Origin of the sequence: Streptococcus hillyeri (assembly GCF_003686955.1) — a bacterium.
Classification (GTDB): domain Bacteria; phylum Bacillota; class Bacilli; order Lactobacillales; family Streptococcaceae; genus Streptococcus; species Streptococcus hillyeri.
This window is the reverse complement of sequence record NZ_RCVM01000022.1, coordinates 1-21,039: the sequence shown is the minus strand read 5'-3', so window position 1 is coordinate 21,039 and position 21,039 is coordinate 1. Positions and strand designations below refer to the sequence as shown.

Below are 21,039 nucleotides of genomic sequence, written 5' to 3'. Positions count from 1 at the left end.
CCCCTCCTAATCTATTCTGACACTTTCGGTCGTGTCAGCAGTAATCTCACCGTCACGAATCACAATTTTTCGAGTCGCATAATCAGCTATTTCAGGTTCGTGAGTGACCATGATAATAGTCTTGCCTTCACGATTGAGTTGTGTCAAAAGATCCATAATTTGGTTTCCCGTCTTAGTATCAAGTGCCCCAGTTGGCTCATCAGCTAAGATAATGGATGGGCTGTTGACTAAGGCTCTTGCGATGGCGACCCGCTGCTTTTGACCTCCAGAAAGTTCTGAAGGAAGGTGTTTGCGACGTTCACCGAGTTCTACTTTTTCAAGAAAAGCTTGCGCTAATTCACGACGTTTGCTCACGCCTACTCCAGCATAAATCAAGGGAAGTTCTACATTTTCTTGTGCCGTTAATTTAGACAATAAGAAAAATTGTTGAAAGACAAAGCCAATCTCATCATTTCTGACCTGCGCTAATTTTTTCTCACCCAATTCCTCAACAGCTGTCCCAGATAAATGATAGGTGCCAGACGTTGGACGATCCAAGAGACCGATGATATTCATAAGAGTTGACTTACCTGAACCAGATGGCCCCATGATGGCTACAAATTCTCCTTCATGGACGGTCAAATCAATCCCCTTCAAAACTTGCAACTCCTCATCACCATTACGATAAGACTTGGTAATACCTGACAAGGACATCAATTCTTTTTGATCACTTGTCACTAGAAGTCACCTCAGTTTCTGTAAACGGCTTGGTATCCTCTAATTTCTGATTAGCTTTAAGCGAGTCATCTGGATTAGCAATGACGGTTTGACCTGCTGTTAGTCCTGATAAGACTTCTTGAGAAACAGCGTCTGCTTCTCCTACTTTAACTTCAATTTTAGAAGCTTTTTTACTTTGACCATCAAAAGCCCAAACATATGATTTATCACCATCGGTCACAACCGCAGTCAATGGCACTAATAAACTCTTTTGGTCATTGACGACTTCGACAGATACTGAGAAGCCTTGTTTTAATTCAGCTAGGTCGCTCGTAATTTCAGCCTTATAAGCGTAGCTTGCGCCAGATGTCGCATTAGCGGCGTTTGCAGGACTGGTATTTTGTGAAGGATAATTCGAAATATAGGTAATCTTCCCTGTCCATTCTTTATCTGGATAGACTTTAGATTTCAATTTTACAGCTTGACCAACTTTAATATTGGCTAAGTCATATTCTGTCAAACTACCTTCAACTTGTAATTTCCCTTCACTGGTGACGTGCACAAGAACTTGGCTTTCCTTGGCTGATGGGTCGATGTTATTGTTAATTTCAACAACAGTTCCTTCAACATCGCTGAGCAAAACTGTTTCATTTAGCGCAGCTTGAGCCTTAGCTACTTGAGCTTCAGCTGAAGCATAGGCTTCATACAAGGTCTGCAACTGATTTTGATATTCTGCGTTTGCTTGTTCCGTAGGATTAACAGTGACTGTTTCACCAGTTTTCTCATCGGTAGTAGACACAGCTTGTGGGAGTCCATAAGTGGTTAACTGATTGATGTCACGACCAACTTTATTAAGGGCACGAGCAGCTTCGTCGTAAGCTGCTTGGGCAGTGGTGGTATCGTATTGGACCAATTGTTGACCAGCTGTAATTTTATCTCCCACAGCAACAGTTACTGTAGCCCCTGTTCCCTTACTAGGATCATAGTACACATATTGTTCAGCTTGAGCTTTGACAGTACCAGATAAAAGCGTGGTTGACGCTAAGGTTCCTTCAGTCACTGCAGTCGTCTGATAAACCACATTTTCTTTAGCTCCGCTTGTCCCTGTAGAAGCTATATAAGCGTATCCTCCAGCAGTTAGAACAACCAAGCTAGCTACGCCTCCAATGATCGTCTTCTTATTCCAAAATCCCTTTTTATCTTTTTTACGTGCCATAACTTTTTCTTTCTATGTATTTATTATGTAATACAATGATATCTTTAAACTCAAAACTTGTCAAGCTTCAACTGTATTCAGTATACAATTTTGAAAAAAATATACGCTTACAGTTTTGTAAGAAAGAGGTTAGGAAAAAGCTTCCCAACCTCCATTTTATCTATAAAACTATTAATTAACCAAAGAAAGCTAAAAGCGCACCCGCTGCGATACCAGAACCAATCACACCTGCCACATTTGGCCCCATGGCGTGCATCAAAAGGAAATTACTTGGATCTTCTTCTTGACCAACCTTTTGTACCACACGCGCAGCCATTGGTACCGCAGAAACGCCTGCCGCACCAATCATTGGATTGATTTTTTTACCAGACAAGCGGTACATCACTTTTCCGAAAAGTACACCACCGGCTGTACCAATAGAAAAGGCTAACAGTCCAAGAGCAATAATTTTCAACGTTGTTACTGACAAGAATAGCTCTGCATTTGCCTTAGCACCGACCGTTAATCCAAGGATAATTGTCACACAATACATGAGCGTATTTTGTAAATTATCAACAATCTTTGGAACAATCTTAATCTCACGAACCAAGTTACCTAACATGAGACAGCCGACTAAAGTTGTCGCACTTGGTACCATGAGGCTAACAAAAATCGTAACGACGATTGGGAAGATAATTTTTTCCGTTTGAGAAACAGGGCGTGCTTGAACCATCTTCGTTTTGCGTTCTTCCTCTGTGGTCAAAGCTCGAATAATCGGTGGTTGAATAATTGGTACCAAAGCCATGTAAGAATAAGCTGCCAAGGCAATGGTGGCAAGTAAATCAGGTGCCAAACGTGTTGTCACATAAATAGCTGTCGGTCCATCGGCACCTCCAATAATTCCTACAGAAGCAGCTTCTTGCGGTGTCATGCCAAATACAATCGCTAAGAAGAAAGCTGCAAAGATGCCAAGCTGCGCTGCACCTCCAAGGAGAATAGTCTTTGGATTGGCAATCAATGGTCCGAAATCTGTTGATGCCCCAAGGCAAAGGAAAATCAGTGGTGGATAAATCCCTAGATTAGTCCCTTGATACAGATAATAGAGAAGGCCACCGGGATTCCCACCCTCTGGATGTGCCATAAGTCCTCCCAAAGGTAAATTGACCAACAAAATACCAAAGGCAATCGGAACCATCAAATAAGGTTCATATTCTTTTTTTATTCCTAAATAAAGAAAGACCAAAGCCAGAGCTATCATGACCATGTGTTGCCATGTCATATTAGCAAATCCAGAGGTTTCAATCATTTGATTGATTACTTCTAACATAGGCGCCTCCTAAAATGCTAAGAGCGCTTGGTCTGATTCAACCGCTTGATTTGGCGTCACCAATACTTGAGACACTGTTGCATCAGCTGGGGCGAGGATTTCATTTTCCATCTTCATCGCTTCCAAAATAGCAACCACCTCACCTTTTTTAACAGCTTGCCCTGCTTGCACTTTAATGGCCAAAACAGTTCCTGCCATCGGTGCCTTGAGGACATCGCCAGTTGTAGCGACTGGTGCAGGTGAAGGTTCTGCCTTCGGAGCTGGACTAGATGTTGCTACCGTCTCTCCTTCCGCTAACTCACGTAATGTTACCTCGTAGACTTGACCATTTACCGTTACTTCATATTTCATCTAAATTATCCTTTCTTTTACCACATGTCATTTAAAGCCACTTACTTCTTGACAACATTTGCCACTTCAAAACGTTTACCGCTTTCCTTTTTAGAAGCAAAAGCTAGCGCTGTTAAAACAGCAACCTTAGCCAGCTCATCTTCTTCTACCAAAGCAAGTCCCGTTTGCGCTGGCGCTGCTGCCACAGGTGACTGAGTTGGTTGTTCCATCTGTTCCGCAATTGGTGTCGGTCTCCCTAAAATCTTACCAGTTAACTGCATCATTAACATGATTCCTAGTAAGCAGATAAATACCAGTCCCATCGAAACAACCGTTACTTGTAAAATATCAATCAGTGAATAAGTCATCTTTCCTCCTTACACCACATAGCCCGTCACACGAATTACTTCATCTTTAGGAGCGTATTTTTTTGTTAAAAAGTCCTTGGCAACATTTGGGAAAAGAGCATAAATCAGCACATCTTCGTCAGATTTAGCCAACTCACCAATTTCCTCACGGAGTTTATTTAACTCTGGTTCTAAGCGATCTGCAGGACGTCCTGAATAAATCTCAGCCTCCCCAATAATTGATTTAGCAAACTCTGGATCAACTGGAACAGGAGATTTTCCATATTCGCCAACAAGATATTGTTTGACCTCTTTGGAAACCATCTTATAGCGCTCACCAAGTATAATATTCATAGCTGCCTGAGTTCCCACAATTTGACTCATCGGAGTAACGAGAGGTGGGTATCCCATATCTTTTCTAACTTTAGGAACCTCTGCCAATACCTGATCAAGTTTGCTTTCTGCACCAGCTTGTTTCAATTGTGACAACATATTTGATAGCATACCACCAGGAACTTGATAAATCAAGGTCCTAGGATCTGCAAAAAGAAGTGTCGGGCTCATCGTGCCGTTATCGAGGTACCTCTGACGAACAGTCCTCATATAAACAGCAATTTCTTCCATCAGTTTTTCATCTAGTGAAACATCATATCCCTCATCTTTAAGGGCAAGATAAAGTGACTCTGTCGCAGGTTGAGACGTTCCTCCTGAAAATGGTGATAGGGCCGTATCAATACGATCAACACCAGCTTCAACCGCTGCATGGTAAGTCATCTCAGAAATCCCACTGGTTGCATGAGTGTGTAAAATAATCGGAAGAGTTGTTACCGACTTCATGCCACCGATCAAATCCTTGGCGTCCTTAGGTGTCAATACCCCTGCCATATCCTTGATACAAATCGAATCTGCTCCCATAGCCACCATCTGTTTGGTCAACGCTATATAATAGTCAACAGTATGGACTGGACTGGTTGTATAAGAAATGCAAAGCTGAGCCTCTTTACCAGTTCGTTTAACAGCATCCAAAGCTCGCTGTAAATTTCGTGTATCGTTTAGGGCATCAAAAATTCGAAAAACATCAATCCCATTTTCAGCAGATAGTTCCACAAACTTATCCACCACATCATCTGAGTAATGGCGATAGCCTAAAAGATTTTGTCCCCTAAGTAACATTTGTAGCTTGGTATTAGGAAGATTTTTCTTTAATGTCCGTAGCCTCTCCCACGGATCTTCATTTAAAAAGCGTAAACAAGCATCAAATGTGGCACCTCCCCAACATTCGAGTGAATAATAGCCAACCCTATCTAATAACGGTAAAACTGGCAGCATATCCTCTATAGACAAACGCGTCGCCATCAAGCTCTGATGGGCATCACGCAACAAGGTTTCTGTAATCGCAACTGACTTCATAGAAACTCCCTTCTATTTTTCATCGATTTAAAGCTATTTTCATTATATCACAATCTCAAAGAAAACGATTACAAAATTTTGCAGATATAAAAAGAACTGATTACTCAGTCCTCTTTATATTTCTTAAAATAGCATTGAAATTAGGGTTAGAATTGCTAAACCACCTTGTTTTAAAATAATTGCTTTATCACTGGTAAGACCACCATAAATGGCAACTAAGATGACGTAAACCATCAAAAGAATCAACCACTGTATACTTGGTAAAATAAACAATGCAACGATAATCAAGACAGCAATTAAGCCATTGTAAACACCTTGATTTTTAAACAATGTATTGACCGACGGACGCTCCAACTCTTCTTTTTCCATGTTAAAAACGCGTGATGTTGCAGCTGATGTGGTCGCAAGCGTCTCAAGGTAAAAAATATAGAAAAATTCTAAGGCAACTAAGGTGCCTAAAATAATTGTTATAATTGACATTTTTCTCCTCCTATTTCAAGGTTGCTTATCAAATAAAGTTAGATATTCCCCATAGCCCTTTTCTTCAAGCTGATGATAAGGAATAAATTGCAGAGCTGCTGAGTTGATACAGTAACGTAGCCCTCCTGCTTCCTGAGGACCGTCGTTAAAGACATGACCCAAATGGGACTGGGCACCACGACTTCTCACCTCAACACGTCTCATGTGATGTGACCGGTCATCATGATTTGTAACCATTCGATTTTCAATCGGTTTAGTAAAAGCTGGCCAACCACAGCCTGAATTGTATTTATCCAACGATGAAAACAGCGCTTCTCCGCTGACCACATCAACATAAATACCTTTTTCAAAAAAATCATCGTACCGACCTGTAAAAGCACGCTCAGTACCTGCATTTTGCGTCACTTCAAAAGCCAAGTCTCCAATACGTTGACGAAGTTCTTCTCTAGTTTCAGCCATTTTTTACACCTCAATATCTGTTATGCAAATATTGTTATATTCTAGACCTTTTAACGTTCAGTGTCAAGGTATAAACATTTTGATTAAAAGATATTGACAATAAATAAGCGAGAGTGGGACAAAAATCGTTAAATCGTCAAAAAATGACGATTTCGATTTTCCTCGCTCTCTGGTTTCTAAGCTCAGGCTGAAACTGTCCAGTGGACTGTTTGAGGTGGACACTTGAAAATGAAGAAGTGTCCAGTTGGAAACCTCCAATCAACCACTGCGCCAATCTGTCATTACTATCAAAAAGAGAAAGTTGAGATATTTGTCTCAACCTCCTTTTGATTGTTCATTCTAATTTCCTGTATCACCAGAAGTCGGTGATGCAGGTTCACCAATACTAGAATCCGTATCTCCTGAATCTGGAACTATTTGAGGAGAGTCAATACCGCCAGTTTCCAATCCTTGATTGTCAACATTTTCGACTGGTGGTGTCTCAGCAGAATTATCACTGCTATTTTGATTCTCTTGTGGGATAGGAATTTCCGTCACCGCATCGCTATTGGTAGACTCTTGCGGGTGAGCTTCAAGTTCACCTTTTACCTTATTGATACGCACTTGCAAGGTTGCTTGAAGTTCGGTATCCGTTAGTTTATCAACTGCTTCTTGGGCAAGGATAAGGTTTTCAGATGACTTATTTTGCTCAAGATGATTGACAGTTTCTTCTGCTTGGCTTTTGAGCTTGTCATCTTCCATCTTTTTAGCTAGACGCTCTTTTACCACATTGATACGCTTCTGAAGTTTTATCTTGATATCACTCTCTTTTAGGTAATCGACAGCATGTTGTGCCTTTGTGACATTCTCATCAGTCATATCTTGTTCAAGTGCTTTAACTGCTTCTTCCGCAGCGGTTAGTTGTTTATTTTTAGAAGTTCGACTAACTCTTTCTTCGATGATAATCCGCTGTGCTTCAAGTTGTGAATGGCGGTAACGAAAGAGAGCTAAAATTGCCACGATTAAGAGTAAAATCCCTATCATAGCCCAAATGTGATTGTTCTTATTCTTATCCATGACTGCCTCCAAATTGTCAGGCTACCATTTCAATGGTTTTCTGACAATTAATGTTATTACTCTCCTAAAATGCTGGCTATTTTTGTGTTGATAAGGTCAATCGCAACAAGGTTAGTCACACCTTCTGGGATGACAATATCAGCGTAGCGCTTGGTTGGCTCAATAAATTGGTGATACATCGGCTTCACGACGCTAGTGTATTGCTCAATAATGCTATCCAAGCTACGTCCACGTTCAACCATATCACGCTTGATACGACGAATAATACGAATATCATCATCTGTGTCCACAAAAATTTTAATGTCCATTAAATCACGAAGGCGCTTATCTTCCATGACCAAAATGCCTTCAATGATAAAGACATCTTGAGGTTCCTGACGATACGTTTCCTTACTGCGAGTGTGTTGCGTATAGTCATAAATGGGAATATCCACTGGACGCCCCGCAATCAATTCCTTTAATTGCTCAATCATAAAATCCGTATCAAAAGCTAAAGGATGGTCGTAGTTGGTTTTCACACGTTCTTCGAAGGTCAAGTGGTCTTGATTTTTATAGTAAGAATCGTGTTCAATCATGGCAATCTTTTCATCTGGAAAATTAGCTAAGATGGCATGTGACACACTTGTTTTACCACCACCAGAACCACCAGTTACGCCAATAATAATAGGTTTTTTACGCATTGTACTACACAGAGAAAATCAGAAACACGTTTTCTAACTTATCTGCCCTTTCTTCTTTTCTAAATTCTAAAATTTGCATTCTCACTATTTTACCATATTTCATGCTATAATGGAAAATAAGAAGAATAAAAAAGGATATATTATGCATCAACATTTTCCAACGATTTGGCAAGAACAATTACAAACACTTGGTTTTTCAGAATTAACACCTATTCAAGAACAAGCCTTTGACCCTATTTTTTCTGGTAAAAATATTCTAGGTATCAGTCCAACAGGAACTGGCAAAACCTTGGCCTATCTATTACCAGCTCTGCAAACATTAACGCCCAAAAAATCTCAGCAATTACTTATTCTGGCTCCAAATACTGAATTAGCTGGTCAAATTTTTGAAGTGACAAAAGAATGGGCAGAGCCAATCGGACTAACTGCTCAGCTATTTCTCTCAGGCTCAAGCCAAAAACGTCAAATTGAACGCCTCAAAAAAGGGCCCGAAATTCTGATTGGAACACCAGGGCGTATTTTCGAGCTGATTAAACTCAAGAAAATCAAAATGATGAACGTGAACACGATTATTCTAGATGAATTTGACGAGCTCTTGAGTGATAGCCAATATCATTTTGTCAAAAGCATCACATCTTATGTGCCGCGTGACCATCAAATGATTTACATGTCCGCAACCAATAAAGTTGATAACACTGCTTTGGTTGAGAATACTGAAATTCTGGATTTATCGGACCAAAAATTAGACACTATCAGCCACTTCTATATTCAGGTTGAAAAGCGTGACCGTTTAGACTTGCTGCGTAAGTTTTCAAATATTCCTGATTTTCGTGGGCTTGTTTTCTTTAATAGCCTCTCTGATTTGGGAGCTACTGAGGAACGTCTACAATTTGTCGAAAGCTCTGCTGTCTCATTAGCTAGTGACGTTAATGTCAAATTCCGTAAAGTGATTTTAGAGAAGTTTAAAAATCACGAGATTTCTCTACTACTTGGAACAGACTTAGTTGCCCGTGGTATTGATATTGATCGTCTTGAAACAGTTATCAATTTTGAAGTCCCTCGTGACAAAGAAACCTATACGCACCGTGCTGGTCGTACAGGACGTATGGGAAAAACTGGAAATGTCATCACCCTTGTCACCCACCCAGAAGACCTCAAAAAACTGAAGAAATTTGCCAAAGTTTCAGAAGTTTATTTAAAAAATCAAACCCTACATCAAAAATAAGTGAATGAAACACACAAAAGAGGAGACCCGGTCAGAAACCTAATCTCCTCTTTTTTCTATCTCTTTAATAAATATGATGTATCCCACAATAAAACATCCTTAATCACTTTTAGCCGACTTATTCCTGTGCAGACTAAAATGATCTGGTACAGGATCATCTCCACCTTCTGTAAAAGGGTGGCAACGCAAAATCCTTGCCACACCCATAAGAACGCCTTTTAGTCCGTGCTTGTCAATAGCTTCTATCATGTATTGAGAACAGGTTGGACGATAGCGACAAGAAGCAGGAAATACTGGTGAAATGAACCGCTGATAAAATCTAACAGGAGCTATAAGGAGCTTTTTCATTTTGTCTTTGTGGTCGCAGCATTATGAAGCTGGCTGATTTCTTTTTTATTAAGACGGCGTGCTTCACCGGGACGAAGACCTGTTAAATCAAGTGTCCCAAATTTGGTACGAGACAATTTATCAACAAGTAACCCACAAGCTTCAAACATTTTTTTGACTTGGTGGTTGCGCCCTTCGTGGATGGTCAATTCAACAACTGAACGATTTTTTTCAGGATCAACCTTGATAATATTGTAACGCGCAGGCTTTGTTTTCTTACCATCAATCACCACACCACGAGTCAATGGACGAAGATTTTCTTTAGTAGCTAAGCCTTTGACACGAGCTAAATAAACCTTGTCAATCTCATTTCGAGGGTGGATCATTTTATCTGTAAAATCACCATCATTGGTCAAAATCAGAACACCTGACGTGTCCCAGTCTAGACGACCTACTGGATAGATGCGCTCCTTAACTTGTGGAAGAAAATCTAAAACCGTTTTTCTCCCTTTATCGTCACTCACGCTTGAAATCACACCTTTTGGTTTGTTGAGTAGGTAGTAGACCTTTTCTTCATTGTAGATAGGGCTTCCTTCTACCTCAACTTTATCGCCAGATTTAACGGTGGTTGCCAACTCACGGACAACTTCTCCATTGATGGTCACAAGACCAGCCTTGATCAATTCTTCCGCCTTACGACGGCTAGCAACACCCGCATGGGCAATGTATTTATTAATGCGCATATTCTTTTTCGAGGGTCTCCCCTCGCTCCTTTTCTACTAACTCACGTCTGTAATATGTATTTTAGTTTTTCGATAAATGATGTCGGACAGGGCAGCTTTTTTAGAAAGGGATTAGAGACTATCATTTCTATCAATCTCTCTTTCTCACTTTCACTATGCTTGTAGGACGTTCTACAATACCACTTTTCCTGTCTCCATCTTACGCCATATCTGTTTCTGTGTCAAAGAGAGTGACTTCTTCATTTTGAAGTTGGATGCTAGAGACATCTGGAAGCTCTTCTAAGCGATTAATCCCCATATAGTCTAAGAAATAATCTGTCGTGACATAGAGGTTAGGACGGCCAAGAACTTCTTTTTTACCGTCCTCACGAATCAAATCAAAGGCTTGAAGCTTGGTAATGGCGCCGCTTGAATTGACACCGCGTATCTCATCAACTTCAACACGCGTAATAGGTTGCTTGTAGGCAATAATCGACAGTACCTCAAGACTGGCACGAGACAAACTTTGATTGATGGGCGTGCTAGAGTAAAGACGCAGAATCTCAGCATGTCGCTCCTTCGTCAATAATTTATAGGTTTTTCCCGTCTCGACAAGACAAAGGGCAGAATCATCATCAGCTGTGTATTTTTCTGCTAATTTTTCCAATTGTTGGGACAAAGCTGACGCAGAAAGTTGGGTCAACTCAGCCAACTGTCTCAAACTGAGGCCATCTTCTCCTGCTACAAAGAGCAAAGCTTCTATACTCGCTAAATGGCTCATCCCTCTCCTCCATTAAAATCATCTGGTGAAATTGCAACCGAAGGATAATGAGGCAAACTTCCCAAATCCACATCGAGTGGCAAGTCATAGACGGCTAGATAATCATTGGGATATTGCGTGGTGAACTCTGCCATTTTGTTTGAAATAACATTTTCATCTTCTGAAGCATAGAGGACTTCTACTACTGCCTCCGTTGGTTCTGCAAAAGCATGTACAATAATCTTAAGCATCTTCCCCTCCTTTGGTCAAAATGATTTCCCCAAAATTTTCATCCTGTGACACAAGAACCTTCTGCACCTTAATCAGCTCCAGAGTGGCAAGAAAAATCGTAATCACTTCTTGTTTATCAGTCGCTTGGTCAAAAAGTTCTGACAAGTGCAATTGGCTTTTTTGCGCCAGCTTTTCTTCAACAAAGACCATTAAGTCTTCGATACGATAATCATCACGCGCAATCGTCGTGTGACTATTACGAATTTCCGCCTGCTTCTTAGCCATAATCTGAGAAAAGGCTAAAAACAAGTCAATGGCTGTTCGGTCATGATTGAGGGTCACATCGTCATAGATGAGTTCTTGTTTTGGTTTTGAAAAATGCTGCGCCCGAACATCATGCTGCACTGCCAACTCTTGACTGAGAAGCTTGTATTTGCGATATTCTTCAATCTGGCTAAGCAAATCAAGTTCAGGATCATCAGCTTCTGGCTCTGCTTCCACAATTTTAGGGAGCAATTTGCGACTTTTAATCAACATCAGCTGGCTAGCCATCAACATGTACTCACCAGCCACCTCCAAACGCATCGCCTGCAAGGTCTCAATGTAAGCTAAATATTGTTCGATAACCTCCACAATCGGGACATCATAGATATCCATTTCGTATTTAGAAACCAGATGGAGCAAGAGGTCCAATGGTCCTTCAAAATCTTTTAGTTTAATGTCCATGTTTATAGTATTTTTCTAAGGTGGTCGTGTTTTTCAATCCTAATTTTTTAGCCAATTCTAAAATAGGAACTCCTGCTGCTTGTTCTCTTAACATATACTGCTCACGTAATTTTTGAGCAGTCAATTCCACCAAGTCAAGGCTTTTCAGATAATGAGATAATTTTGTAAAAAACCATTGACGGGTGTAGGGTTTACCAGAGTTTTCAAAAAGGTACTTCTGATTGGTTTCCCAATTAAGATAAGGCAGCAATTTTTCACTAATGGCTAAAATTCGTACCGCACCAGATTTTTTTAGCGTTATGATCTGAAATTCCTTATCAATTTTCGACACCTGAAGTTCTGCAATTTCACTAGGTGTTAGACCCAGTTCTAATATCAAAAGCGCAATCAGCTGACCTGTTAAATCGTCTGTTTCGTGATAGAGACAATCTAACTCTAGTAAGGTACTCACCCTAGTCTGAGCCAGAGGCTTCTTGGCAACTTTTAATTTGTAAAAACGATCAAGATGACCTTTTTCGTAGAGGTAATACAAAAATTGATTCACACTGGAAAGTTTTCGTTTTTGCGCTGACGGTTTCAAATCGCTCAATTTTTCTTGATAGAGGCGCAAGCTATAATCATCAGGGGTGCCTTTGATTTCTTGAAGAAATTGTTCAAGATCATACTGATAAGACTTTCTAGAATTTTGCGCCAGCTTTTTCTCAGATAAAAAATCAGTAATATAAGGAATAAAATCAGTCATTTGGATGAATCGTATAATCCTTCGTAAAATTATGGAGAAGACTGTTGACCGCTTTTAAAATCGACTTGCGTGTGATAATGCCCACAAAGGTTTGCTCAGCATCAAGCACTGGCAAAAAGGGGAAATCAACCAATTTATGAAGCACTTCTGTCACATCTGCATTGATTGACACCGTAGGAATCTTGCTATTTGCCATATGGGCAATATCGGTCTGTGCCATCTCCCAGTCTTGTAAACCATTCTCAGCCTGATACTTCATGATATCTGAAAGAGAAATGGTTCCCACGTATTTTTTCTCCTTCGTAATGACAGGAACGCGGGAAAAGCCATTACTAGCAAGAAGTAAGAGCACGTGGTCGGCATTGTGAGTATCCACAAAAATAGCAACCTCTTCAGCAGGTGTCAAATAAGTGTTCAACTGCCCTTTTAAAAAAATTTCAAATTCTTTTGCAATCATCGTGAAAATTCCTCTGATAACCCTTCAAATCGTGTGTGGTCAAGACGGTAGAAATCAACGGCAATCTTATCATCTGTGACCATCACTTTGGCATAAAGCTTCTCTGACACTTCCCCACGAGGCTGTAAAACAGAACCTGGATTGATAAAGACTGTCTTGCCATTTTGCCAAGCAGCTGCACGGTGCAAGTGACCGTACAAACAGATATCTGCCTCAGCTTCTTGGGCAAATAAATCTAAGCGGTCCCACATAAAGTTGATATGATAAAGGTGACCGTGGGTTTGAGCAATGGTTACATTTGGAAAACGTGTCACACGACTGTCCTCGTAACCAGAATCGTAATCACAGTTCCCACGAACGACTGAAATGCCATCCCAGATGCTATCTTTAGATTCTAGTTCAGAATCACCATTATGAAAAATAGCATCTACCTTTCCAAGATAGTGGGACTTGATATTCTCCACAACTTGCCTATCGCCGTGAGAATCACTCATAACAATTAACGTGTATTCAGCCATGATGGAAAGACCTCCATGAGTTTTTTGACCGCTAAACCGCGGTGCGATTGTTCATTTTTTTCGTCAGAAGAAAGCTGCGCAGCTGTTCGTCCTGATTCACCGACTAGAAAGAGAGGATCATAGCCAAAACCATTTTCCCCTTGTGGCTGCACGCCTATATAGCCTGGCCACTCAGCTTCAACTACTAAAGATTCCTTATCTGGACTTGCTACCACCAAGCAACAATGAAATTGAGCGCTTCTGTCTTTTAGCTCAAATACCATTTGTAATTCATGTAACAACTTGGCATTATTTTTTTCATCTGTCGCATCTGGTCCAGAAAAACGAGCTGACCAAACACCAGGAAGACCACCTAAAACATCCACTTTAAGCCCTGAATCATCTGCTAAAACCATCTTACCTGTCAGCTTAGCAATTGTCTCAGCCTTCAAACGGGCATTCTCTTCAAAGGTCATACCAGTTTCTGCAACATCTGGTAAGTCTGGGTAATCATTAAGGTTTTCCACCGTAATCCCCATTTTTTCAAAGAATTTACGAAACTCCTTAGTCTTACCTTCATTTTTTGTAGCAATTAACAGGGTATCACCAAAACCTGTTTCGGATTGACCAAAAAAGTCAGTTAGACTCACACCAGTCTTTGGCAAATAAACCGAGTACAGTTTTTCCCCTTCAATAATGAGAACAGTCCCCTTATGATGAACGGCTCTAAATTGACGATTATTTAAGTCATTTAAAATCTCTAGGGCAAACTGAATCAGCCGAACGTCTGATTGCAATTTGATTACTTCAATAGCAACACATTGATTAAACTCATCTTCATACCTTGGTGCAATCAATTGATCTAACTGATGCCCCAACTGAGAAATCTCTTGCTCTCTCCCACCCTCTCCAAAACTGGAAAATATATTGGCAAAAGAACCTTTTCCGATAAACCAATTATTGTCATCTTTATATTCATAAATTTTTTCTGTCATAAATCTACATGCTCCACATGAATAGTTTGCCCTAGCCAATTTTCAGCAATTTCTCGAAAAGAGGCGACGCTTGCGGTGGTAAAAAAGCGGTGCTTCTCCAACGCGACTTCGCGGCTATGATTGAGTTGAAAATAATTAAGAAGAACAGATATGTCCCGAATGCACTCTGCTCCGCTATCAATTAGTTTAACCTGATCCCCCATCACATTTTGGATAATAGGGCGTAAAAGAGGATAATGGGTACACCCTAAAATTAAGGTGTCAACTTTTCCCACTAAGGGAGCTAAGGTTTCATAGACCACCTTCTTAGCAAGACTAGAATTTGCCTCATTTGATTCAACAATAGGGGCAAATTTCGGACAGGAAAGACTTGTTACTGTCATTTGAGGCGAGAGCTGATTAATCTTTTCCCGATAAATGTCTGATTTAATGGTCATCGGTGTTCCAATGACACCAATCTTACCTGAGGTTGTTGACTTAATCGCTGCGCTTGATCCTGGTAAAATCACACCAATAACAGGAATATCAAGAGCTTCCTTAACCTCTTCCCAAGCAACTGCTGTCGCTGTATTACAGGCAAAAACAATCATCTTAACATTCTTAGTTAATAGAAAATTCACCAATTCCCAAGTGTATTCCCTAATTTGCTCTGCCGGTCTAGGACCATACGGAGCCCTTGCTGAATCTCCAATATAAACAATTTCTTCGTGAGGTAGCTGACGCATGAGCTCACGCACTACAGTCAAGCCACCTACACCCGAATCTAAAAAACCAATTGGTCGATTATCCATATACACTTTCCTAATGTTGTAATGGTGTCTCTGAACAGTTCCTATTTTATGATGCAAACAGGAAGGTTGCAAAAACACACTTTACGAATTTACTTTTATGTTGCTATGAGTGCTACAGTTTCTAATGGCCTTATAACTTAGCTAAACACTCTTTTATAAGCAAAGAAAGGGAACGGGAATACTTTCCCACTCCCTATCCTTTATTTTTTCTTGTTGCTTACTGCTGCTTTTGAGTGTTTGATGATGTTACGGTAGGCTTGTTGAACTTTAGCCTCACTTGGTTTTTGTCCCATTTGGCTCATCATTTCACGAACAGCATTGACATCTAAACGTGGATTTTCAGCAAATTCTTTTTCAACTTGCTTACGTAGGATGTAAGCACCTGCAAACAATCCGCCCACAAAGGCAACAATGACTAATAAAATCCAAAGAAATGTACTCATGATAATTCCTATTCTCTCTAAATGTTTTTACTGGATTATTATAACATTTTCCATGTCAAATGACAATGAGAAAAAGTCGTTCTCATCGGATACCAATTCCATTTTTCCCCAAGAGCTATCAGATGACTGTCCCTTTAAGGTTAAGCTAGGCTTGCAACAGCTGCAGTTCTTCTTTTTTCTTACGATAGGCAAAATAAAGCTGCGCAGCCATTGGCACCCAAAGGAGCGGTTCACAGAGAATAACACCTAAATACCCTAAACGAGGAATGATGACCACCACAAACAGAATTTTCCCAAATAGCTCAATGAAACTAGAAATCAAGGGCAACCTCTTTAAACCTAGGCCCTGCAAACTATTTCTCAAGATAAATAGCAGACCAAGTATTGGGTAAAATGGCGTAGTCAATCGAAGATAAAGCTGAGAAGCTGATAGCAGTTCCACCTGTCTTGACCCAGAAATTAAGGTGGTTAAAGATTCACCCGCAACATACAGAACTAAAAAGGCAAAAACTGCCCAGATAACAACAAGGACTGAGGCTCTTTTAACACCTTTTCTAATTCTGTCATACTGCTTGGCACCCAGATTTTGTGACGCAAAGGTCGCCATAGCAGATGCCGTTGCTGTCATTGGCATGATAAAGAAAGCTTGAATACGACGCGCAGTTACCTGAGCTCCTATAATATAAACCCCGAAACCATTAATTGCCGTTTGCAAGATGACCGTTCCAATGGATACGATTGAAAACATTAAGCCCATTGACAAACCTTGACCCAACATATCCCTATAGAGGGTTTTATCCACTTCAAAATGCCTCTTTTCAGGAATCAGCACTCTGCGTTTCTGATAAATGTAGCCCCAACAAAGAATTGTTGACAAAGCTTGCGCAATCAAGGTTGCAACCCCTGCCCCACGGATTCCCAATTGAAATTGCCCAACAAAAAGCAAGTCTAAACCAATGTTAAGAAGGGCAGAAAAAACCAAGATATAGAGAGCTGTCAAACTATCTCCAATCGCACGTAAGAGGGCCGCTCCAAGATTATAGGAAACCGTGATAACTAACCCAGATAAAATAAGGATAATATAGCTGAAAGCTTGATTAAGAATGCTCTCAGGTGTTCCTAACAATTTCAATAGGGGTAGTAAACCAAACCAACCAACAAGGGTGAAAACAAGTGACACCCCTAGGGATATCGTTACAGCTACTGCTACTGATTTTTTGAGCATTTCTTCATCTTTAGCACCGAAATAGCGAGCAATGACGATTCCCATACCATTTGTAATTCCGATGGTAAATCCCACAATCAATTCAAAAACTGAAGCGGTTGACCCTACAGCCGCTAGGGCATTTTCACCTAAAAAGTTTCCCACAATCATCGTATCAGCGGTGTTGTAGAGTTGTTGAAAAATATTAGAAATCATAATCGGCCAAGCGAAGGCTAAAATGACTTTTAACACAGAACCTTTGGTCAAATCAAGACCTGAATGTTTCATAATTTATGCACCAAGAGATAATCATTACGCTTCTAACGATTGTCTCTTATTCAATCTTCGTAATAACTAAAATTGAACTTTCCTTTCGTCCTTAGAGTAAGTATAAGCTATCCTGTACGTATAAAAACCACGTTAACACGCGGTTTTAAAGTCATTTCTCGAAATCGAATCCATAAAGAGTGGCAAAGTAATCTTCTGGGGTTTCCGCACGGCGAATCAGTCTCGCTGTTCCATCTTCTTGATAGAGAATTTCTGCTGAGCGTAATCTGGCATTGTATTGATACCCCATTGAGAAACCGTGGGCTCCCGTGTCGTGAATCACTAGTGTGTCTCCCACACGAACCTCTGGCAATTCACGTTGTTTGGCAAATTTATCGTTGTTTTCACAGAGAGAACCGACCACATCAACGGTTTCAAGTTTACCATTAGGATTGGTTATATTGGTAATGTGATGGTAAGAGCCATACATTGCAGGGCGCAGCAAATTCACAGCTGAGGCGTCAACACCCACATAGTCTCGGTAGGTTTTCTTACGGTGCACCGCTTTTGTCACCAAAAGACCATGAGGGGCAAGCATAAAACGGCCTAGCTCTGTGAAGATTTTGACCTCACCTAGGTCCTCAGGAACCAAGACCTCTTCGTAAACACGGCGAACGCCGTCACCAATCACAGCAATGTCATTTGGCATTTCTTCTGGACGATAGTTGACACCAATACCACCTGAGAGATTGATAAAATCAAGATTAATGCCAACCTCATGCTTAATCTCAACCGCTAGCTCAAACAACTGCTTCGCCAAAACTGGATAGTAATCGTTGGTTACTGTGTTTGAAGCCAAGAAAGAATGGATGCCAAAGGTTTTAACACCAGCAGCTTTCAAGTCTTTAAATCCTTGAATGAGCTGAGCGTGGGTCATCCCGAACTTAGACTCTTCTGGGTTGTCCATGATATCTGTTCCAAGCGTAAACACACCACCAGGATTGTAACGAAGAGAGACAGTTTCTGGCAGACCGACCGTTTCCTTAACAAAGTCAATCATTTCGTAGGCGTCAAGGTTAATGGTTGCACCAATTTCTTTGGCATAAGCATACTCACTTGCAGGTGTATTATTTGATGAGAACATGATATCGGTAAAGCCCATTTTATGGCTCATCAAGAGCTCAACACCTGTTGCACAATCCACTCCACAATTTTCCTCTTGTAAAATCTTGAGAATAGCTGGTGTTGGAGTCGCCTTGACCGCAAAATATTCCTTAAATCCTTTGTTCCAAGAAAAGGCCTTATTCAAGGCACGCGCCTTTTCACGAATGCCTTTTTCATCATAAAGATGAAAAGGAGTTGGAAAGTTTTCTGTGATTTTATCTAATTCAGTCGCTGAAATAAAGGGAATCTTCATTTTTTTCCTCGAATTTTCAAAATATTATGACTATTGTATCACGAAACATCTCTTATGGCTAGTGGAACCTTAAAAAGAAGTTTATTTTTTACTTGAGCAATCGCTACGCTATGTTGGTTACTATCGTCACTTGATTAGAAATAGAGTGAAAGAAAAGGGTTAACTGATGGCATTATTTTGTATCATTCCATTTAATTGGTATCCTCATTTTAATTCATTCTCCGATGCTTTTTTATATGAGTAACACTAAAAGGTAATAAACACCTTGTTTGTCACAAAGTCTTTATTACCTTTTTTAATGTCTTATCTTTCCAATCAATGAGTTTCTCTAGGAGAACAGAGCATTTATACCACTCTTATCCAGATTATTCACCTTTATGTCTAATGGTAAAGCCATTGTTTGATTTAGATGATTTCTTGTACTCATTATTACGGCGTGATTTACCTTTGAAATCGCTACGTCCGTTGCCATCATGGGTATCACGACGTTCACGGCGTTTCCCACCACGGTAGTCATCACGGTCATCACGACGGCGATCGTGTCCTCCGCGACGGTCATTATCACGACCATTGCGATTACGATTTCCACGACCATTTTTACCAGAATTTTTATTGCCGTGACCACCACCAACATATTTAAATGGTAATGGTTTTTCACGTGCAATCTCAACTTCAGGCATGGTATCTGGGTCTTGTACCGTTAAGCTAAGGATGTAAAGCGCCAATTCCTCTGGTGTAAATTTTTGTGCCAACTTAACCGCATCACCTTTGAATTTTTCAAAGTTTGCACGGATATTCTCGTCAGCGAAGTCACGTTCGATTTTCTTAAGAGCTACTTTTTTCTTAGCTTGGAAAGCCTCTTCTGCTGTCGCTGGTTTCAAACCAGTCATGCGCTTTTTCGTTAAGTTTTCAATGATAGCCAAGTAACCCATCTCATTTGGTGAGACAAAAGTAATTGATTGACCAGATTTACCCGCACGGCCTGTACGTCCGATACGGTGAACATAACTTTCTGGATCTTGTGGGATATCGTAGTTGTAAACGTGTGTAACACCTGAAATGTCCAAACCACGCGCTGCTACGTCTGTTGCTACTAAGATATCAATCTGATCGTTTTTAAAGTCACGAATAACACGCAGACGTTTATTTTGATCAAGGTCACCGTGAATACCTTCTGCACGGAAACCACGTAATTTCAAACCACGTGTCAATTCATCAACACGGCGTTTTGTACGACCAAACACAATTGATAGCTCAGGTTGATCAACGTCCATCAGACGTGTCATGGTATCAAATTTTTCTTGCTCTTTCACACGAACATAATACTGATCCACATTAACATTAGTCAATTCTTTAGCCTTGATTTTAACGTGCTCAGGATTTTTCATGAACTTAATCCCAATTTGTTTGATTGGCTCTGGCATCGTTGCTGAAAATAGCAGGGTTTGACGTTCTTCTGGAACACGGCTAATAATCGCCTCAATATCTTCCAAGAAGCCCATGTTCAACATTTCATCAGCCTCATCAAGAATCAACGTCTCAACATCTTGCAATTTTAAAGCTTTGCGCTTAATCAAGTCAAGTAAACGCCCTGGTGTTCCTACAACGATGTGAGCGCCTGATTTGAGGGCTTTAATTTGCTTCTCAATACTTGAGCCGCCGTAAACAGAACGCACTTTGACACCTTTATCACGTCCAAATCGGAAGAGTTCTTCTTGAGATTGAACAGCCAACTCACGTGTTGGGGCAATAACGAGCGCTTGAATAGTGTTTTCTGCTGTGCGAATTTTATTTAAGGTTGGTAAACCAAAAGCAGCTGTCTTACCAGTTCCCGTTTGGGCTTGACCAATGACATCTTTTCCTTCAAGAGCGAGTGGAATGGTCAACTCTTGGATTGGAGATGGGGTTTCAAAACCAGCAGTAACAACAGCTGATTGAATATCAGCAGATAAGTTTAATTCAGTAAATTTCAATTGTTTCTCTTTTCTAAAAAACGGTGCGAAGCCGTCTTATATCACTTATTTTGTGCAGACCAACTCTGCACGGTTTGTCGTTTTGATTAACAACTTATCTAGTGTAACACAATCACTTCTAAAATGATAGGAAAGTGCCATATTTTTTTCATAAAGGTAATTTCCCAAAGTAATTTCCACTTTAGCTTTCGAAGTGGAAATTAGTCTAAAACGGATTTTTATGGTGGAATTAAGTCTGAGACGTTTGTGTTAGAAATGAGTCCTTACTATGACAAAATATAA

At 40.4% G+C, this 21,039-nt stretch carries 25 protein-coding genes; 1 reads left to right on the top strand and 24 read right to left on the bottom strand.

Annotation, left to right across the window (positions count from 1 at the left end; genetic code table 11):
• Window positions 1–6: 6 nt before the first annotated feature.
• The 10 genes from EAF07_RS08980 to udk all read right to left on the bottom strand — a co-directional run bounded on the left by EAF07_RS08980 (window position 7) and on the right by udk (window position 7,980).
• Window positions 7–693 carry an ABC transporter ATP-binding protein gene (locus EAF07_RS08980; protein ID WP_121836234.1) on the bottom strand — a complete coding sequence of 229 codons (687 nt, stop codon included), beginning with the start codon at window positions 691–693 and terminating at the stop codon, window positions 7–9.
• Window positions 694–706: 13 nt separating this feature from the next.
• The gene (locus EAF07_RS08975; RefSeq protein WP_121836224.1) at window positions 707–1,912 is read right to left on the bottom strand and encodes an efflux RND transporter periplasmic adaptor subunit; all 1,206 of its coding nucleotides are present in this window, start codon (window positions 1,910–1,912) and stop codon (window positions 707–709) included.
• A gap of 175 nt (window positions 1,913–2,087) precedes the next feature.
• Window positions 2,088–3,218, bottom strand: a complete 1,131-nt coding sequence (locus EAF07_RS08970; protein WP_121836223.1) for a sodium ion-translocating decarboxylase subunit beta — start codon at window positions 3,216–3,218, stop codon at window positions 2,088–2,090.
• Between the two features lie 9 nt (window positions 3,219–3,227).
• The gene (locus EAF07_RS08965) at window positions 3,228–3,569 is read right to left on the bottom strand and encodes a biotin/lipoyl-containing protein (RefSeq protein WP_121836222.1); all 342 of its coding nucleotides are present in this window, start codon (window positions 3,567–3,569) and stop codon (window positions 3,228–3,230) included.
• A 41-nt stretch (window positions 3,570–3,610) separates the two neighbouring features.
• On the bottom strand, window positions 3,611–3,916 hold the full coding sequence (locus EAF07_RS08960; protein ID WP_121836221.1) for an OadG family protein: 306 nt from the start codon (window positions 3,914–3,916) through the stop codon (window positions 3,611–3,613).
• A gap of 9 nt (window positions 3,917–3,925) precedes the next feature.
• Window positions 3,926–5,305, bottom strand: coding sequence for an oxaloacetate decarboxylase subunit alpha (locus tag EAF07_RS08955; protein WP_121836220.1), 1,380 nt, complete (start codon window positions 5,303–5,305; stop codon window positions 3,926–3,928).
• Window positions 5,306–5,428: 123 nt separating this feature from the next.
• Window positions 5,429–5,785, bottom strand: a complete 357-nt coding sequence (locus tag EAF07_RS08950; protein WP_121836219.1) for a DUF1304 domain-containing protein — start codon at window positions 5,783–5,785, stop codon at window positions 5,429–5,431.
• Window positions 5,786–5,800: 15 nt separating this feature from the next.
• A complete protein-coding gene (gene msrB, locus EAF07_RS08945) occupies window positions 5,801–6,244 on the bottom strand; it encodes a peptide-methionine (R)-S-oxide reductase MsrB (protein ID WP_121836218.1) in 444 nt (147 codons plus the stop codon).
• Window positions 6,245–6,583: 339 nt separating this feature from the next.
• Window positions 6,584–7,300, bottom strand: a complete 717-nt coding sequence (locus EAF07_RS08940; protein WP_121836217.1) for a hypothetical protein — start codon at window positions 7,298–7,300, stop codon at window positions 6,584–6,586.
• A 56-nt stretch (window positions 7,301–7,356) separates the two neighbouring features.
• Window positions 7,357–7,980: a uridine kinase gene (udk, locus tag EAF07_RS08935; RefSeq protein WP_121836216.1), complete on the bottom strand. Its 624-nt coding sequence runs from the start codon at window positions 7,978–7,980 to the stop codon at window positions 7,357–7,359.
• A 142-nt stretch (window positions 7,981–8,122) separates the two neighbouring features.
• Here udk and EAF07_RS08930 point away from each other — a divergent pair, with 142 nt between their 5' ends.
• Window positions 8,123–9,205, top strand: coding sequence for a DEAD/DEAH box helicase (locus tag EAF07_RS08930; protein WP_121836215.1), 1,083 nt, complete (start codon window positions 8,123–8,125; stop codon window positions 9,203–9,205).
• 99 nt (window positions 9,206–9,304) lie between these two features.
• Here the strand turns inward: EAF07_RS08930 and yidD are convergent, their stop codons facing one another.
• From yidD to cshA, 14 genes are all read right to left on the bottom strand, one after another.
• The gene (yidD, locus tag EAF07_RS08925) at window positions 9,305–9,553 is read right to left on the bottom strand and encodes a membrane protein insertion efficiency factor YidD (RefSeq protein ID WP_121836214.1); all 249 of its coding nucleotides are present in this window, start codon (window positions 9,551–9,553) and stop codon (window positions 9,305–9,307) included.
• Complete coding sequence (locus EAF07_RS08920) at window positions 9,550–10,275, bottom strand: pseudouridine synthase (protein ID WP_121836213.1); 726 nt, start codon at window positions 10,273–10,275, stop codon at window positions 9,550–9,552. Before EAF07_RS08920 ends, yidD begins: the two co-directional genes overlap by 4 nt.
• A gap of 199 nt (window positions 10,276–10,474) precedes the next feature.
• Window positions 10,475–11,035 carry an SMC-Scp complex subunit ScpB gene (scpB, locus tag EAF07_RS08915; RefSeq protein WP_121836212.1) on the bottom strand — a complete coding sequence of 187 codons (561 nt, stop codon included), beginning with the start codon at window positions 11,033–11,035 and terminating at the stop codon, window positions 10,475–10,477.
• A complete protein-coding gene (locus EAF07_RS08910; RefSeq protein WP_121836211.1) occupies window positions 11,032–11,265 on the bottom strand; it encodes a phosphoribosylaminoimidazole carboxylase in 234 nt (77 codons plus the stop codon). The genes scpB and EAF07_RS08910 overlap by 4 nt, the downstream gene beginning before the upstream one ends.
• Window positions 11,258–11,971 (bottom strand): segregation/condensation protein A, encoded by a 714-nt coding sequence (locus tag EAF07_RS08905; RefSeq protein ID WP_121836210.1) that lies wholly within the window; start codon window positions 11,969–11,971, stop codon window positions 11,258–11,260. Before EAF07_RS08905 ends, EAF07_RS08910 begins: the two co-directional genes overlap by 8 nt.
• Window positions 11,961–12,713, bottom strand: coding sequence for a site-specific tyrosine recombinase XerD (gene xerD, locus EAF07_RS08900; protein ID WP_121836209.1), 753 nt, complete (start codon window positions 12,711–12,713; stop codon window positions 11,961–11,963). Before xerD ends, EAF07_RS08905 begins: the two co-directional genes overlap by 11 nt.
• A complete protein-coding gene (gene cbpB / locus EAF07_RS08895) occupies window positions 12,706–13,170 on the bottom strand; it encodes a cyclic-di-AMP-binding protein CbpB (RefSeq protein WP_121836208.1) in 465 nt (154 codons plus the stop codon). The genes xerD and cbpB overlap by 8 nt, the downstream gene beginning before the upstream one ends.
• Complete coding sequence (locus EAF07_RS08890; RefSeq protein WP_121836207.1) at window positions 13,167–13,688, bottom strand: YfcE family phosphodiesterase; 522 nt, start codon at window positions 13,686–13,688, stop codon at window positions 13,167–13,169. The genes cbpB and EAF07_RS08890 overlap by 4 nt, the downstream gene beginning before the upstream one ends.
• Entirely contained in the window at window positions 13,670–14,662 is a 993-nt protein-coding gene (locus tag EAF07_RS08885) for a nucleoside-triphosphate diphosphatase (RefSeq protein WP_121836206.1), read from the bottom strand. Before EAF07_RS08885 ends, EAF07_RS08890 begins: the two co-directional genes overlap by 19 nt.
• Window positions 14,659–15,453, bottom strand: a complete 795-nt coding sequence (gene racE / locus EAF07_RS08880; protein ID WP_121836205.1) for a glutamate racemase — start codon at window positions 15,451–15,453, stop codon at window positions 14,659–14,661. Before racE ends, EAF07_RS08885 begins: the two co-directional genes overlap by 4 nt.
• A gap of 200 nt (window positions 15,454–15,653) precedes the next feature.
• A complete protein-coding gene (locus tag EAF07_RS08875; protein WP_121836204.1) occupies window positions 15,654–15,896 on the bottom strand; it encodes a YneF family protein in 243 nt (80 codons plus the stop codon).
• 145 nt (window positions 15,897–16,041) lie between these two features.
• Window positions 16,042–17,388, bottom strand: coding sequence for an MATE family efflux transporter (locus EAF07_RS08870; RefSeq protein ID WP_121836203.1), 1,347 nt, complete (start codon window positions 17,386–17,388; stop codon window positions 16,042–16,044).
• A 151-nt stretch (window positions 17,389–17,539) separates the two neighbouring features.
• Window positions 17,540–18,784 carry a diaminopimelate decarboxylase gene (locus EAF07_RS08865; RefSeq protein ID WP_121836202.1) on the bottom strand — a complete coding sequence of 415 codons (1,245 nt, stop codon included), beginning with the start codon at window positions 18,782–18,784 and terminating at the stop codon, window positions 17,540–17,542.
• 365 nt (window positions 18,785–19,149) lie between these two features.
• Window positions 19,150–20,757, bottom strand: a complete 1,608-nt coding sequence (gene cshA, locus EAF07_RS08860; protein WP_121836201.1) for a degradosome RNA helicase CshA — start codon at window positions 20,755–20,757, stop codon at window positions 19,150–19,152.
• Window positions 20,758–21,039: the final 282 nt, after the last annotated feature.

Bases quoted from the DNA above. Each gene is read 5' to 3' on its own strand.
- EAF07_RS08980 (WP_121836234.1), bottom strand. From the start codon at position 693: ATGTCCTTGTCAGGTATTACCAAGTCTTATCGTAATGGTGATGAGGAG.
- EAF07_RS08975 (WP_121836224.1), bottom strand. From the start codon at position 1,912: ATGGCACGTAAAAAAGATAAAAAGGGATTTTGGAATAAGAAGACGATC.
- EAF07_RS08970 (WP_121836223.1), bottom strand. From the start codon at position 3,218: ATGTTAGAAGTAATCAATCAAATGATTGAAACCTCTGGATTTGCTAAT.
- EAF07_RS08965 (WP_121836222.1), bottom strand. From the start codon at position 3,569: ATGAAATATGAAGTAACGGTAAATGGTCAAGTCTACGAGGTAACATTA.
- EAF07_RS08960 (WP_121836221.1), bottom strand. From the start codon at position 3,916: ATGACTTATTCACTGATTGATATTTTACAAGTAACGGTTGTTTCGATG.
- EAF07_RS08955 (WP_121836220.1), bottom strand. From the start codon at position 5,305: ATGAAGTCAGTTGCGATTACAGAAACCTTGTTGCGTGATGCCCATCAG.
- EAF07_RS08950 (WP_121836219.1), bottom strand. From the start codon at position 5,785: ATGTCAATTATAACAATTATTTTAGGCACCTTAGTTGCCTTAGAATTT.
- msrB (WP_121836218.1), bottom strand. From the start codon at position 6,244: ATGGCTGAAACTAGAGAAGAACTTCGTCAACGTATTGGAGACTTGGCT.
- EAF07_RS08940 (WP_121836217.1), bottom strand. From the start codon at position 7,300: ATGGATAAGAATAAGAACAATCACATTTGGGCTATGATAGGGATTTTA.
- udk (WP_121836216.1), bottom strand. From the start codon at position 7,980: ATGCGTAAAAAACCTATTATTATTGGCGTAACTGGTGGTTCTGGTGGT.
- EAF07_RS08930 (WP_121836215.1), top strand. From the start codon at position 8,123: ATGCATCAACATTTTCCAACGATTTGGCAAGAACAATTACAAACACTT.
- yidD (WP_121836214.1), bottom strand. From the start codon at position 9,553: ATGAAAAAGCTCCTTATAGCTCCTGTTAGATTTTATCAGCGGTTCATT.
- EAF07_RS08920 (WP_121836213.1), bottom strand. From the start codon at position 10,275: ATGCGCATTAATAAATACATTGCCCATGCGGGTGTTGCTAGCCGTCGT.
- scpB (WP_121836212.1), bottom strand. From the start codon at position 11,035: ATGAGCCATTTAGCGAGTATAGAAGCTTTGCTCTTTGTAGCAGGAGAA.
- EAF07_RS08910 (WP_121836211.1), bottom strand. From the start codon at position 11,265: ATGCTTAAGATTATTGTACATGCTTTTGCAGAACCAACGGAGGCAGTA.
- EAF07_RS08905 (WP_121836210.1), bottom strand. From the start codon at position 11,971: ATGGACATTAAACTAAAAGATTTTGAAGGACCATTGGACCTCTTGCTC.
- xerD (WP_121836209.1), bottom strand. From the start codon at position 12,713: ATGACTGATTTTATTCCTTATATTACTGATTTTTTATCTGAGAAAAAG.
- cbpB (WP_121836208.1), bottom strand. From the start codon at position 13,170: ATGATTGCAAAAGAATTTGAAATTTTTTTAAAAGGGCAGTTGAACACT.
- EAF07_RS08890 (WP_121836207.1), bottom strand. From the start codon at position 13,688: ATGGCTGAATACACGTTAATTGTTATGAGTGATTCTCACGGCGATAGG.
- EAF07_RS08885 (WP_121836206.1), bottom strand. From the start codon at position 14,662: ATGACAGAAAAAATTTATGAATATAAAGATGACAATAATTGGTTTATC.
- racE (WP_121836205.1), bottom strand. From the start codon at position 15,453: ATGGATAATCGACCAATTGGTTTTTTAGATTCGGGTGTAGGTGGCTTG.
- EAF07_RS08875 (WP_121836204.1), bottom strand. From the start codon at position 15,896: ATGAGTACATTTCTTTGGATTTTATTAGTCATTGTTGCCTTTGTGGGC.
- EAF07_RS08870 (WP_121836203.1), bottom strand. From the start codon at position 17,388: ATGAAACATTCAGGTCTTGATTTGACCAAAGGTTCTGTGTTAAAAGTC.
- EAF07_RS08865 (WP_121836202.1), bottom strand. From the start codon at position 18,784: ATGAAGATTCCCTTTATTTCAGCGACTGAATTAGATAAAATCACAGAA.